Genomic DNA, 13,109 nt, shown 5'->3' with positions numbered 1-13,109 from the left:
GCCCGGCAGTGCGACAACAGAACCTAGAGATGCCGCGCCAGGGCCGAAAGGAAGCCCACCACGGCTCCCGGGCCGGTCAGCAGCAGATCGGCCCGTTCGGCCAGTTCGGGCACTTCCGCGCTGCCGCTGCAGACCAGCAGGCCCGGGATGCCGTCGGGGCCGTCGGTGCGGAGCTTCTCCACGGCGGCGTACGCGGCGAGGTCGCCCAGGTCGTCGCCCGCGTACAGGACGGACTCGGCGTCCGTCTCCCGTACGTACTGTGCGAGCGCCACGCCCTTGTCCATGCCGGGCGGGCGCAACTCCAGCACCAGGCGGCCCGGTTCGACGATCAGCCCGTGCCGTGCGGCCAGCTCGCCGAGGGGGCCGCGCAGTGCCTCGAACGCGGCCTGCGGGTCGGCGGCGCGGCGGGTGTGGACCGCGAGCGACTGGCCCTTCTCCTCGATCCAGGTGCCGTGCCATGAGTCGAACCGGTCGAGCACGCCCGGGAGTTCGGCGCGGACGGCGGCGATGCCGGGGTGCGGGGCGGGGGTGTGGACGGTGCCGGAGACGGCGTCCCAGCGTTCGGCGCCGTAGTGGCCGAGGACGACGAGGTGGTCGAGTCCCGGCACTCCGGCGAAGCCGCCGTGCCGGACCGCGACGCCGGCCGGGCGGCCGGTGATCACGGCGATGGAGGCCACTTTCGGGGCGAGCGCGACGAGCGCGTCGACGGCGCCGGGGTGGGCACGGGCCTGTTCCGGGTCCGGGACGATGTCGGCGAGCGTCCCGTCGAAATCGAGCGCGACGACGGCACGGTCGGGGCGCGCGAGGATCGCGGCGAGGGCTTCTCGGCCGGGTGGGGTGGTGGGGGTCGGGAGCTCGGACGGGGTCTCGCTCGGCGCGGGTGCGTGCGGGTTGCTGCCCATGGGTTGAGCCTATAGGCGTACCGCTGGACACAGCCATGGGCGGCATGGCATACGGGCGGCGTCCGCGGCGTGACGGACACGCAGCGGCCGGCTACCTCGTGAGCGTGAAACATCGACGTGGACATCATCGGCGAGGCCGACTCCCCGGAGAAGGCCGTCACTGCCACGATGACCTTCAACTGCGGCGCGGGTGTGTGGCGCGGGTGTGCAGGGAGAAGCGATGAGTGATGCGGTACGGGACTCCACTCTGCTCATGGGCGTGCACGGAGTTCTCACCCGGCATCCCTGGCTCGCACCGCCCGAGGGCGCCTCGGAGGCCGACGTCGATCTCTTCGGCCTGGCGGTGAGCCGGGCCGAGGTCTACGGGTGGAGCAGCACCCTTCTGGGGGCCGGCATGGAGCTCGGGGGGAGCCGGTGGGGGCACAACGACGCCGGGGAGGACTGGACGCAGGACGGGCGCGTACGGGAGATCGGCTGGCTCCAGGTGGACGTGCCCTCCCACCTGAACCGGCAACGACTGCCCGTACTGCCCGTGGCGACGGTCCTCGGCGACGCACTGCGGCAGGTGGGCGACATCCGCGTCACCGGCGTGCACACCGTCGCGCCGGTGCACCTGGCACCGGACCCCGCCGCCGCCTTCCTGTACGCCGCCGGCTGGTACGAGCTGGCCGCCCCGGGCGCGGTCAGGCAGATCACCGTGACCGTGTCGGGCCGCGACGCGGAGCTGGCCGGCCGCGCCGGGCGCATTCGCGAAGAGGTGCTGGCGTGCACGTACGGATGCATGACCGTCGAGCCGCAAACCACCGCCGTGGACCTGCCCGGTCTGGCCCTGCCGCTGACCGGCGAAGTGCAGACCGAGGGGATGCACCGGGCCCTGGCCTTTTGCTGCCGGGTGCCCGTGTGGTCCCTTGACGCGGCAGCCTGGACCACGGAGGTCTTCGTCGAGGCACTACGCGTCACCGGCACTGCGGAACCCGTCCTGATCACCGTCTCCGGCTGAGCGGGGGCCGGTTTCAGCGGCGCCCCCGCCTCGCATCGCGGACCCGGCGCAGGCGGTTCACCGTCACCGGGTCCTCCTCCAGCGCGCGGCGGTCGTCGAGCAGTGCGTTCAACAGCTGGTAGTAGCGCGCGGGCGAGATGCCGAGTTGTTCGCGGATCGCGCGTTCCTTCGCCCCGGGCCCGGCCCACGACTGCCGTTCGACGGCGAGCACGGCACGGTCCCTGTCGGAGAGGCCGATGGGGCCGTCCGTGTCGTCGGGGCCATTCGGGGGGGCAGTCATATCAGCCAACCTATCGCCCGGCCGGAGAGCCACCACCCGTCACTCCGCGACCTGCGCCGCCCTCGCGTCCTGCGCGATCTTCCCCAGCACGCTCTCGGGGCTCCCGTTCGGGCGCGACCGCGTCGAAGCACTTGCCCGTCCCGACACGTGGCCGCGCTGCTTGAACCCACGCCATCGGTGTATCGCTTTGGCAACGCGCCCGGATCCTTGTCCGGTTGGCGGGTGAGGGGCATTGCCCTTGACCTGCGCCGACTGCTAAGTAGGTTTCGGTGCAAAGCTCTTCGTGATCCAGACCTTCGCTCCGTTGCTGTGCCGCACCGCCCGCATCGTTACCGTTCCACGCCGCAAGGAGCCGTCCAGCATGTCCCGTACCGCATCAGAAATTTCCACCCAGCCCAGCTGCTGGCGGCGTGCCGCAGAGGCGGGGGCGGTGTTCGACGGGCTGCCGCGGCCGGGTGAGCGGGTCGCCGTCACCGGGTGCGGCACCTCCTGGTTCATGGCGATCGCGTACGCGGCGCTGCGCGAGGCGGCCGGGCAGGGAGAGACGGACGCGTATCCCTCGTCGGAGTTCCCGGCCGGGCGGCCGTACGACCGGGTGGTGGCGATCACCCGCTCCGGTACGACGACCGAGGTGCTGGAGCTCCTCGGCGAGCTGCGCGGCAAGGTCACCACCGTCGCGCTGACCGCCGACCCGAAGACCCCGGTCATGGACGCCGCCGACGCGGTGGCCGTGCTGGACTGGGCGGACGAGGAGTCGGTCGTCCAGACCCGCTTCGCCACCACCGCGCTGGCCTTTCTGCGGGCCGGCCTGGAAGCGTCGGGTCCGCTTCCGGCCGGGGTGAAAACGGTCGCCGCCGCGGCGGTCGACGCGGAGCTCGCAGTGACGGAGCCGCTGGACGAGGCGGTGGTCTCGGCCGAGCAGTGGACGTTTCTGGGGCGTGGCTGGACGTACGGCCTGGCCCAGGAGGCCGGACTGAAGATGCGCGAGGCGGCGGGCGCCTGGACGGAGTCGTACCCGGCCATGGAGTACCGCCACGGCCCGATCTCGATCACCGGACCGCACCGCGTGGCGTGGGTGTTCGGTCCGCTGCCGGAGGGGCTCGCCGGCGATGTGGCACAGGTGGGCGGGACGCTGGTCGCGCATGCCACCGCGGACCCGATGGCGGATCTGATCCGGGCGCAGCGGCTGGCGGTCGAGCTCGCGGAGTCGAAGGGGTACGACCCGGACCACCCGCGCAACCTCTCGCGCAGCGTGATCCTTTCGCCTTGAGCCCGCTGTCCGGGTCCACCGCCCGGGGCCGCGGGCGCGATTTTGTATGGATGCGCAACAAACCACGATAGTGGACTAGACCTTTTGGGTTCCTCGCGCGAAACTGTTTCCCGTGAAACACGTCATCGCCCTCGATGTGGGCGGCACCGGAATGAAGGCCGCACTGGTCGGGGCCGACGGCGCCCTGCTGCACGAGGCGCGGCGGGCGACCAGCAGACAGCGCGGTCCCGAAGCCGTCGTGGAGTCGATCCTCGCCTTCGCCGCGGACCTGCGGGCTTACGGCGAGGAGCACCTCGGCGAAAGCGCTGGAGCGGCCGGGGTCGCCGTGCCCGGCATCGTCGACGCCGAGAACGGGATCGCGGTCTACTCCTCGAACCTGGGCTGGCGCGACGTACCCCTGCGGGAACTGCTCGGCGAGCGGCTCGGCGGTGTCCCCGTCGCGCTCGGCCACGATGTGCGCACCGGCGGGCTCGCCGAGGGCCGGATCGGCGCGGGCAAGGGCGCCGACCGCTTCCTCTTCGTACCGCTGGGCACCGGGATCGCCGGGGCCATCGGTATCACGGGCACCATCGAGTCCGGCGCGCACGGGTACGCGGGCGAGATCGGCCACATCGTGGTCCGGCCGGACGGCCCGGACTGCGGCTGCGGCCAGCGCGGCTGTCTGGAGACCCTGGCGTCCGCCTCCGCGGTGACCCGGGCCTGGGCCGCCGCGTCCGGCGATCCGGCGGCGGACGCCGCGGACTGCGCGAAGGCCGTGGAGTCGGGCGACCCGGCGGCCGTGGAGGTCTGGCGGAACGCGGTCGACGCGCTCGCCGCCGGGCTGGTCACCGCGCTGACACTGCTCGACCCCCGCACCCTCATCATCGGTGGCGGTCTCGCCGAGGCCGGGGAAACCTTGTTCACACCACTCCGTGCGGCCGTCGAGGAACGTGTCACGTTCCAGAAGCTGCCCCACATCGTCCCGGCGGCCCTCGGGGACACCGCCGGATGCCTGGGCGCAGGGCTGCTCGCCTGGGATCTTCTCTCCACGGAGGTATCCGCCTGATGACCGGACGCGCAGACAGCACAGTTCTCGCAGGCGCCCGGGTGGTGCTTCCCGCCGGGACCGTCGAGGACGGCCGGGTGATCGTCGAGGGCACCCGGATCGTCGGCGGTGCGGCCGAGGGCGCCCGGAGCGTCGACCTGAGCGGCCACTGGGTGGTCCCGGGCTTCGTCGACATGCACAATCACGGCGGCGGCGGCGCGTCCTTCACCTCCGGCACCGTGGACGAGGTCCTCACCGGCATCCGCACCCACCGCGAGCACGGCACCACCACGCTGGTCGCCTCCACCGTCACCGGCGAGATGGACTTCCTGGCCCAGCGGGCCGGCGTCCTCTCCGAGCTGGTCGAGCAGGGCGACCTGGCCGGTATCCACTTCGAGGGGCCGTTCATCTCACCGTGCCGCAAGGGCGCGCACAGCGAGGATCTGCTGCGCCACCCGGACCCGGCCGAGGTCCGCAAGCTGATGGACGCGGCGCGCGGCACCGCGAAGATGTTCACGCTCGCCACCGAACTCCCGGGCGGCATCGAGTCGGTACGGCTGCTCGCCGAGCACGGGGTGATCGCCGCGATCGGGCACACCGATGCGACGTACGAGCAGACCGTCGAGGCGATCGACGCGGGCGCCACCGTCGCCACCCACCTCTACAACGCGATGCCCGGCCTCGGCCACCGCGCGCCCGGCCCGATCGCCGCCCTGCTGGAGGACGAGCGGATCACCGTCGAGCTGATCAACGACGGTACGCATCTGCACCCCGCCGCCCTGGGGCTGGCCTACCACCACGCGGGCGCCCACCGCGTCGCGCTGATCACCGACGCCATGGACGCGGCCGGCTTCGGCGACGGCCGGTACCAGCTCGGCCCGCTCGCGGTCGAGGTGAAGGACGGCGTCGCGCGGCTGGTCGAGGGCAACTCGATCGCGGGCTCCACACTCACCCTGGACACCGCGTTCCACCGGGCCGTGACCATCGACAGGATCCCGGTCGGCGATGTCGTGCAGTCCATCTCCGCCAACCCGGCACAGCTGCTCGGCGTGTACGACAAGGTCGGCTCGCTGGACCCAGGCAAGGACGCGGACCTGGTGGTCCTGGACGCGGACTTCACACTCAAGGGCGTCATGCGCAAGGGCGAATGGATCATCGATCCCCACATCGGTTGATTTGACCCGTTATTGACGGCGAGTCGACTACGTAACGAAGAGACGGCGGTTGGTCCATAGCCCTGGGCCGACCGCCACCTCTTTGGCATGATCGCCTGGGAAACAGCCAGAGAAAGCGCATTCCCTCCAAGGATTCGCGCTCCAGAGCAGGGATCGAGGGAGCGGTCGCGGTGATCCTCACGGTCACACTGAATACGGCACTCGATCTGACGTACGGCGTCCCGAAGCTCGTCCCGCACACCAGCCACCGCGTCGGCGACATGTCCGAGCGGCCCGGTGGCAAAGGCCTCAACGTGGCCCGGGTGCTCGCCGCCCTCGGCCACGAAACGGTGGTGACCGGCTTCGCCGGAGGTTCCACCGGAGCCGTACTGCGCGAGCTGCTGGCAGGCCTGCCGCCGCAGGACGCGGACGCCGGGGCAGAGAACAGCGCCGCCCCCACCCCCGCGCCGGTCACCGACGCCCTCGTCACCGTCGCCGGGAACACCCGTCGCACGATCGCCGTCGTCGACCGGGCCACCGGCGACACCACCCAGCTCAACGAACCCGGCCCGCTCGTCACCACCGACGAATGGTCCGCCCTCAAAGGCCGGTACGAGGAGCTCCTCACCGGGGCCGACGCCGTCGCCCTCTGCGGCAGCCTGCCGCCCGGCATCCACGTCGGCGCCTACGCCGAACTGGTCCGGTCGGCCCGCGCGGCCGGTGTCCCCGTGCTCCTGGACACCAGCGGCGAGCCGCTGCGCCGCGGCATCGCCGCCCGCCCCGATCTGATCAAGCCGAACGCCGAAGAGCTCGCCCAGCTCACCGGCTCACGCGAACCCCTGCGCGCCACCCACGACGCCCGTCGCCGCGGCGCGCACGGCGTCATCGCGTCACTGGGCCCGGACGGCATGCTGGCGGTCACCCCCGACGGCGTCTGGCGGGCGTCCCCGCCCGCCAAGGTCCTGGGCAATCCGACCGGTGCGGGCGACTCCGCGGTGGCCGGGCTGCTGTCCGGCCTCGTCGAGGGCCTGAGCTGGCCGGACCGGCTGCGGCGGGCGGTGGCACTGTCGACGGCGACCGTGCTCTCCCCGACGGCCGGTGACTTCGACCGCGCGGCGTACGAGGAGCTGCTGCCGCGCGTCGGCATCGAGGAACACACACCGGCGGCCTGAGGCCGCGCCAGTCCCGGACCTGCGTTCAGCTGGTTCGAAGAAGCAGCAAGAGGTCAGCATGCCGCTCGTGAGCACCGGTGAACTCGTCTCCGCCGCCCAGGCCGAGGGACGCGGGATCGCCGCCTTCAATGTCATCACGCTGGAGCACGCGGAGGCCATCGCGGCCGGCGCGGAGCGCGCCGGAGCGCCCGCCATCCTGCAGATCTCCGAGAACGCCGTGAAGTTCCACGGCGGACGGCTCTGTGCCATCGCCGCCGCGGCAGCCGCCGTCGCCCGCACCTCCGGCGCCCCCCTGGCACTCCACCTCGACCACGTCGAGTCCGTGGAACTGCTGCACCAGGCGCACACGGAGGGCTTCGGCTCGGTGATGTTCGACGCCTCCAAGCTCCCCTACGAGGAGAACGTGCGAGCCACGGCCGAGGCGGTGGCCTGGGGCCACGAGCGCGGCATCTGGATCGAGGCCGAACTCGGCAAGGTCGGCGGCAAGGAGGGCGAGGCCCCGCTCGACGCCCACGCCCCCGGCGTCCGTACCGACCCGGCCGAGGCCGCCGCGTACGTACGCGACACCGGGGTGGACGCACTGGCCGTCGCGGTCGGCTCCTCGCACGCCATGACCGAGCGCACGGCCGCCCTGGACCACGCCCTGATCGGCCGGCTGCGCGACGCGGTCCCGGTCCCGCTGGTGCTGCACGGCTCCAGCGGTGTCCCGGACGACGAGATCCGCCGGGCCGTCGTCTCCTCCGGCATGGTCAAGATCAACGTGGGCACGGCGCTGAACACGGCGTTCACCGGCGCGGTACGGGCGTACCTGGCCGAGAACACGACCGGCGTCGACCCGCGGAAGTACATCGCGCCGGGGCGCGAGGCGATGGCGGCGACGGTGGCGGGGTTCCTGGCCCTGATGGGCTGAGCGCACGTGAAATGCGCTCCGGCCCCTCACCTTCGGGCGAGAGGGCCGGAGTGTGCACGAGGGGGGCAGCGCTCGACGTGCCCGGACTCCAACGACAGGTGGTCCATGCTCGATCTCACCGGCCACTGGCCGCACGACCCGGGGCAAGGACACACCCGGCACGCCCGACCGGGATGACGGCGGTCGAACGAGGCCCCGTCTCACGCCCCTGCGGCGTGAGACGGGGCCTTCTCCCTCTCGGTCATCACCACGCGCCCCGTGGAGACGCGTCGGGAGGACTCAGCCCCTCGCGGGTGTGACCTCGACCCAGTCGAGAATCACGTCACACTGATTCCCCTCCTGACACGAGATGCTGATCTCGTTCTCGCCCTTGACCAGATCGACCGGCGCCCAGGTGGTCTGCCAGTTCTTCTCCCAGTCCGGGTCCGAGGAGTGGACGAAGTTCTTGAGACCGATCGGCTGCGGGTTCGGCTTCCCATTGACCGTCAGCGTGGCGTTGGCGTCCTTGGCAGGGATCGCATAACGCACCGTCAGTCGGTACGAACCGCCGGTCGGCATGCTCGCCCTCCACGCCACGGACGACCCGACCGCGTTGAAACCGGTGACGTACGAGCCGTTAGGGCCTTCCGCACCCTTGATGGCCTTGTCGACGGTGGCCGAGCCGCCGAGCTTCAGCGTCGCCGCGTCCTGCTTGGGCAGCTCGGCCGGTGCCTCGGAGCTCGCGGACTCCTTGGGCTTCGGGGACTCCTCGACCTCGCTGCCGGGGCCGGCGGAAGAGGTGGCCTCTTCCTTCTTCTTGTTCTTGTCGCCGTTGCCCGTGAGCAGCGCGGCGCCGATACCGATGAGCACGACCAGGACCACCGCGACCGCGCCGATCAGCAGGCCCTTGGTGTTCGGGCCGCCCTTGCCGGGGCCGCCGGTGCGGCCACGGCCGCCCTGCTGCGGGACCTGCGTGGTGGGGGCGCCCCCGGGGTACATCTCCGGGGCGGCGTACTGCGCGTTCGGCTGGCCGTACGGCTGCTGGTGCGGCACCTGCTGTCCGTACTGGCGCTCGCCGACGGTCCGTACCTGGTTGTACGAGGTCCTGGGCACGCCGGGCTGCGGCGCCGCCGGACCCGGGTAGCCGTAGCCGCCCTGTCGTGGCGGCTGGGCGCCTGCTGCCTGCCCGTCCTCGTAGAGGTAGCCGAACGGATCGTCGTCCTCGGGCGTGTTTGCGCCGTTGTTTCCGGCCGTCATCCCTGGGTCACTCCTCACCATGTCGCCAGCCGTCGCCGAATTTCGCCAGCCGTGGCCGACCGGCCGAGCCTACCCCGAACGGACCGTCACAAGAATTGCCGCCGCACGCCCTGGAACCGCGGTGGGATGCGGGAACAGCTCCGTCGTGGAACGTCAGCCGGCCCTGCGCTGCTCCTTCGACCGGGACCGCTTCTCCACGTACATCCGCTGGTCGGCGGAGCGCAGTACCTCTTCGGCGGTCATGCCGCAGGCGGCCCAGCCGATACCGAAGCTCGCACCGACGCGCACCGCCCGACCGTCGACCCGAATGGGCGGAATGATGGCGTTACGGAGGCGTACGGCCAGGTCCGCCGCGTCTGCGGCGCCGAGCCCGTCGGCGAGAACGACGAATTCGTCACCCCCGAGCCGGGCGACGGTGTCGCCGTCGCGGACACAGATGGTGAGACGGCGGGCGACCTCGATCAGTACGGCGTCACCGGTGTGGTGGCCGAAGCGGTCGTTGATCGACTTGAAGCCGTCGAGGTCACAGAAGAGGACCGCGAGGCCCTTCGCCCCGTCGTCGTCCTCGGTGTCCGGTGCGACGGAGTGCACATGGTGGTCGTACGGGCCGCCGGGCGCCGAGTCCACGTCGTAGCCGTATGTCCGCGCGTCCGGCTCGTCGACGTCGCCGTACGCCGCGTCCAGCGCCTCCACCGCGGTGGTGGCCACCGACTGCGGGCGCTCGCAGAGCCGGGAGCTGAGCCGGGAGCGCAGCTCGGCGCTGTTGGGCAGACCGGTGAGGGCATCGTGCGAGGCGCGGTGCGCGAGATTCAGCTCGTGGCGCTTGCGCTCCTCTATGTCCTCGACATGGGTGAGCAGGAAGCGCGGGCCGTCCGTGGTGTCGGCGACGACGGAGTTGCGCAGCGAGACCCAGAGATAGGTGCCGTCCCGCCGTCCGAGCCGCAGCTCGGCCCGGCCGCCCTCGGCGGAGGTGCGCAGCAGGGTGCCGATGTCCTCGGGGTGGACGAGGTCGGAGAAGGAGTAGCGGCGCAGGACGGACGCGGGGCGGCCGAGAAGCCGGCACAGGGCGTCGTTGGTGCGCAGCAGCCTGCCGTGCTGGTCGCCGCCCATCTCGGCGATGGCCATGCCGCTGGGGGCGTACTCGAAGGCCTGACGGAAGGACTCCTCGCTGGCCCGTAGCGCCTGCTGTTCACGCTCCAGACGGACCAGGGCGCGCTGCATGTTTGCTCTCAGCCGGGCGTTGCTGATCGCAATGGCCGCCTGTGATGCGTACATCTGGAGCGCCTCACGGCCCCAGGCGCCGGGGCGACGGCCGTTGCGCGGGCGGTCGACGGATATGACGCCGAGGAGATCGAGACCGCCACCGGACGCGTACATCGGGGCGTAGAGCCGGTCCTCGGGGTGCCACTCGTCCTCGAAGCGGGGGTCGGGGCCCTCGGTGTGCCACTGCGGTACGTCGTCGTCGAGGAGGACCCAGCCGTCGGTGTGGGGGATGAAGCGGAGCTCGTCCCAGGCCTCACCCATCGAAAGCCTTCGCTCCCAGGAGCTGCGCGAGCCGACGCGGCCGGTGATCAGGGCTTCTGCGGCGCTGCTGCCGGCGAAGGCGGCGACGACGAGATCGCCGTCGGGGCGGACCAGGTTCACGCAGGCAAGCCCGTAGCCGAGACCGGCGACGATTCCGTCCGCCACGGTCTGCAGTGTGTCGGCCAGGCTCCGCGCCGTATTGAGATCGGCCACGGCCTGGTGCAGCTGCCGCATCGTCGCAAGACGGACGTACGGCTCCGACTCGGCCTCCATTGCTCGCACTCCCCGAGACCTCGACAGCACTCCAGGTTTCATATCGACGTAGTTGATTCAGTGTCACGGCAACTGAATCACAGTGAGCTGTGCACTCGGTACACAGGGTCAGCAAATATCGCACTCTGTGACTCAAGTCACAACAGATGGTGAAGGGGTTCGAGTGCCCCGCGGATGCGGTCCATCCTTTTCTTGAACGCAAATCCGGGCGTTGCAGCGCCTGGCCGCCGCGGCGATGGGCCGCGGGTCCTAGGACCCGGCTGGTCCCCTGGCCCGATGCGACGGCACGCCGTCCGCGGCTAGCGTGCCCGACGTGTTGCAGACGAATCCCCCCACCCCGCGTTCCGAGCCCATCCCCCATGCTGAGGGGGTGAGCAACGATGAGTTCCGAGGCGCCCTCGCCCGGCTGGCCGCCGGAGTCGTGCTGATCACCGCCGAGGAGCCGCCGCTCGACGCGAACGGGCGCGGCGAGGACGTCGGGATGACGGCGACCGCCTTCATGTCGGTGTCGCTGGACCCGCCACTGGTCATGGTCAGCCTGCGCAACGGCTCACGGATGGACGATCTGCTGTCGGAGCAGCCGCTGTGGGCGGTCTCCGTACTCGCCGAGAGCCAGCGGCACATCGCCGGACGGTTCGCGATGAAGGGCCGGATCAGCGACCGCCTGCTGTTCGAGGACATCCCCTGCACAAGGGGAGAGGTCAGCCATGCGCCACTGGTCGGAGGCGCGCTGGCCACGTTGGAGTGCCGCACCGAGCAGCGGGTCCTGGCGGGTGATCACACGCTGGTGATCGGCCGGGTGCTGAGCGCGGCCCTGCCGAGCGGGGACGGATCGCCGCTGACGTATTTCCGGGGGCGGTACCGGCAGTTGGGGTGAGGGGCGGCCTCACGCAGTTGGCGGTGAAACGGGGCCGGCATCGCAGAGCCGGGGTGGGTGGACCCGTCAGCGTAAGGGCGCGGTCCGTCGCGCGGGCGCGGTCCGCTGTACGGGCGCGGTCCGCTGTGCAGGCACGGCGGTCGTCCGGTCACGCGGGCGTGGGGGCGCATCCGGATTGCGCGGACGCGGCTACCAGTCGCGGCCGGAGCGGCCGCGCTTCGTCTCGCCGCGCTGCTTCTTCTCGCGCAGGCGGCGCTCGTTGATGCCGCGCGGAATCCTGGTCTTGCGGCGTGGCCGGGGGGGCGGCGCCGTGGCCTCGGCCAGCAGGGACGCGAGCCGTACGAGAGCCGTCTCGCGGTTGCGCCACTGGGAGCGGTGCTCGGACGCCCGTACCGCGATCACCCCGCCGACGAGCCTGCTCTCCAGACGCTGGAGCGCCCGCTCCTTCCACACCTCGGGAAGCGACTCGGTCGCCGCGAGGTCGAAGCGGAGCTCCACCTGGGAGTCGCTGGTGTTGACGTGCTGCCCGCCGGGCCCGGAGGACCGCGAGAAACGCCACATGAGCTCGGCCTCCGGCAGGGAGACCGAACCGCGGATGACATGGGGCCCGGACATGACACCCATGTTCCCCGGCCCACAGGGTGTTCGTCACCTTCTTTTGCCGTACGCGCCGTATCGGCCGTCGGGTTCTTTTGCCGTACGAGCCGTATCGGCCGTCGGGCCGTCCGGGGGACTTCGGTAAAGAAAGTAAAGGGAGCAGGAACCTCCCGGCCCCCTGCCCGCGTTATGGCCTGTGACGGTAGCTTCGTGATGGCATGAAGCCCGCAAGCGACGATGAAAGGGACTTCCCATGGCTGTAAGCCTGTCCAAGGGCGGCAACGTCTCCCTCACCAAGGAGGCCCCGGGCCTGACCGCCGTCACGGTCGGCCTCGGCTGGGACGTCCGCACCACCACCGGCACCGACTTCGACCTCGACGCCTCGGCGATCGCGGTCAACCCGGGCGGCAAGGTCGTCTCCGACGGCCACTTCGTCTTCTTCAACAACAAGTCGACGCCGGACCAGACCATCGTCCACACCGGTGACAACGTCACGGGCCAGGGCGAGGGCGACGACGAGCAGATCAACGTCAACCTGGCGGGCCTGCCGGCCGACGTCGACAAGATCGTCTTCCCGGTCTCGATCTACGACGCCGAGAGCCGCAGCCAGAACTTCGGCCAGGTGCGCAACGCCTTCATCCGCATCATCAACCAGGCCGGCGGCACGGAGATCGCCCGTTACGACCTGAGCGAGGACGCCGCCACCGAGACCGCCATGGTCTTCGGCGAGCTGTACCGCAACGGCGCGGAGTGGAAGTTCCGCGCGGTCGGCCAGGGCTACGCCTCAGGCCTGAGCGGCATCGCGCAGGACTTCGGCGTCAACATCTGACGTTCCGGAGCCAATTGCTCCGTTCACGCCGGGAGCCCCCGGCCGCATCTCCTGCGGCCGG

General features: G+C 71.2%; 13 protein-coding genes. 8 read left to right on the top strand and 5 right to left on the bottom strand.

Annotated elements, in window-relative coordinates:
• Positions 1–23 precede the first annotated feature (23 nt).
• A complete protein-coding gene (otsB, locus tag ABTZ94_RS31180; RefSeq protein WP_351205752.1) occupies positions 24–902 on the bottom strand; it encodes a trehalose-phosphatase in 879 nt (292 codons plus the stop codon).
• A 220-nt stretch (positions 903–1,122) separates the two neighbouring features.
• Between otsB and ABTZ94_RS31175 the strand changes: the two genes are divergently transcribed.
• Positions 1,123–1,902: a hypothetical protein gene (locus ABTZ94_RS31175; RefSeq protein ID WP_351205750.1), complete on the top strand. Its 780-nt coding sequence runs from the start codon at positions 1,123–1,125 to the stop codon at positions 1,900–1,902.
• Between the two features lie 13 nt (positions 1,903–1,915).
• Here ABTZ94_RS31175 and ABTZ94_RS31170 read toward each other — a convergent pair whose 3' ends face one another.
• On the bottom strand, positions 1,916–2,182 hold the full coding sequence (locus ABTZ94_RS31170) for a DUF3263 domain-containing protein (protein ID WP_351205748.1): 267 nt from the start codon (positions 2,180–2,182) through the stop codon (positions 1,916–1,918).
• Between the two features lie 361 nt (positions 2,183–2,543).
• Here ABTZ94_RS31170 and ABTZ94_RS31165 point away from each other — a divergent pair, with 361 nt between their 5' ends.
• The 5 genes from ABTZ94_RS31165 to ABTZ94_RS31145 all read left to right on the top strand — a co-directional run bounded on the left by ABTZ94_RS31165 (position 2,544) and on the right by ABTZ94_RS31145 (position 7,712).
• On the top strand, positions 2,544–3,452 hold the full coding sequence (locus tag ABTZ94_RS31165) for an SIS domain-containing protein (protein WP_351205746.1): 909 nt from the start codon (positions 2,544–2,546) through the stop codon (positions 3,450–3,452).
• Between the two features lie 112 nt (positions 3,453–3,564).
• On the top strand, positions 3,565–4,497 hold the full coding sequence (locus ABTZ94_RS31160) for an ROK family protein (protein ID WP_351205744.1): 933 nt from the start codon (positions 3,565–3,567) through the stop codon (positions 4,495–4,497).
• Positions 4,497–5,651: an N-acetylglucosamine-6-phosphate deacetylase gene (gene nagA / locus ABTZ94_RS31155; RefSeq protein WP_351205742.1), complete on the top strand. Its 1,155-nt coding sequence runs from the start codon at positions 4,497–4,499 to the stop codon at positions 5,649–5,651. Before ABTZ94_RS31160 ends, nagA begins: the two co-directional genes overlap by 1 nt.
• A gap of 170 nt (positions 5,652–5,821) precedes the next feature.
• The gene (locus tag ABTZ94_RS31150; RefSeq protein ID WP_351205740.1) at positions 5,822–6,802 is read left to right on the top strand and encodes a 1-phosphofructokinase family hexose kinase; all 981 of its coding nucleotides are present in this window, start codon (positions 5,822–5,824) and stop codon (positions 6,800–6,802) included.
• Between the two features lie 58 nt (positions 6,803–6,860).
• Positions 6,861–7,712 (top strand): class II fructose-bisphosphate aldolase, encoded by an 852-nt coding sequence (locus tag ABTZ94_RS31145; protein ID WP_351205738.1) that lies wholly within the window; start codon positions 6,861–6,863, stop codon positions 7,710–7,712.
• Positions 7,713–7,991: 279 nt separating this feature from the next.
• Here ABTZ94_RS31145 and ABTZ94_RS31140 read toward each other — a convergent pair whose 3' ends face one another.
• Both ABTZ94_RS31140 and cdgB read right to left on the bottom strand, forming a co-directional pair.
• Positions 7,992–8,948, bottom strand: a complete 957-nt coding sequence (locus ABTZ94_RS31140) for a CBM35 domain-containing protein (protein ID WP_351205736.1) — start codon at positions 8,946–8,948, stop codon at positions 7,992–7,994.
• Between the two features lie 153 nt (positions 8,949–9,101).
• Positions 9,102–10,745: a diguanylate cyclase CdgB gene (cdgB, locus tag ABTZ94_RS31135; RefSeq protein ID WP_351205734.1), complete on the bottom strand. Its 1,644-nt coding sequence runs from the start codon at positions 10,743–10,745 to the stop codon at positions 9,102–9,104.
• A 370-nt stretch (positions 10,746–11,115) separates the two neighbouring features.
• Here cdgB and ABTZ94_RS31130 point away from each other — a divergent pair, with 370 nt between their 5' ends.
• Complete coding sequence (locus ABTZ94_RS31130) at positions 11,116–11,622, top strand: flavin reductase family protein (RefSeq protein WP_351205732.1); 507 nt, start codon at positions 11,116–11,118, stop codon at positions 11,620–11,622.
• A 189-nt stretch (positions 11,623–11,811) separates the two neighbouring features.
• On the opposite strand, the gene arfB is transcribed toward ABTZ94_RS31130, so the two are convergent.
• Positions 11,812–12,246 carry an alternative ribosome rescue aminoacyl-tRNA hydrolase ArfB gene (gene arfB / locus ABTZ94_RS31125; protein WP_351205730.1) on the bottom strand — a complete coding sequence of 145 codons (435 nt, stop codon included), beginning with the start codon at positions 12,244–12,246 and terminating at the stop codon, positions 11,812–11,814.
• Positions 12,247–12,472: 226 nt separating this feature from the next.
• Between arfB and ABTZ94_RS31120 the strand changes: the two genes are divergently transcribed.
• Complete coding sequence (locus tag ABTZ94_RS31120) at positions 12,473–13,048, top strand: TerD family protein (RefSeq protein ID WP_351205728.1); 576 nt, start codon at positions 12,473–12,475, stop codon at positions 13,046–13,048.
• Positions 13,049–13,109 lie beyond the last annotated feature (61 nt).

Origin of the sequence: Streptomyces sp. NPDC002785 (assembly GCF_040295565.1) — a bacterium.
In the GTDB taxonomy this organism is placed as follows: domain Bacteria; phylum Actinomycetota; class Actinomycetes; order Streptomycetales; family Streptomycetaceae; genus Streptomyces.
This window is presented reverse-complemented; position numbering and strand designations above follow the sequence as displayed.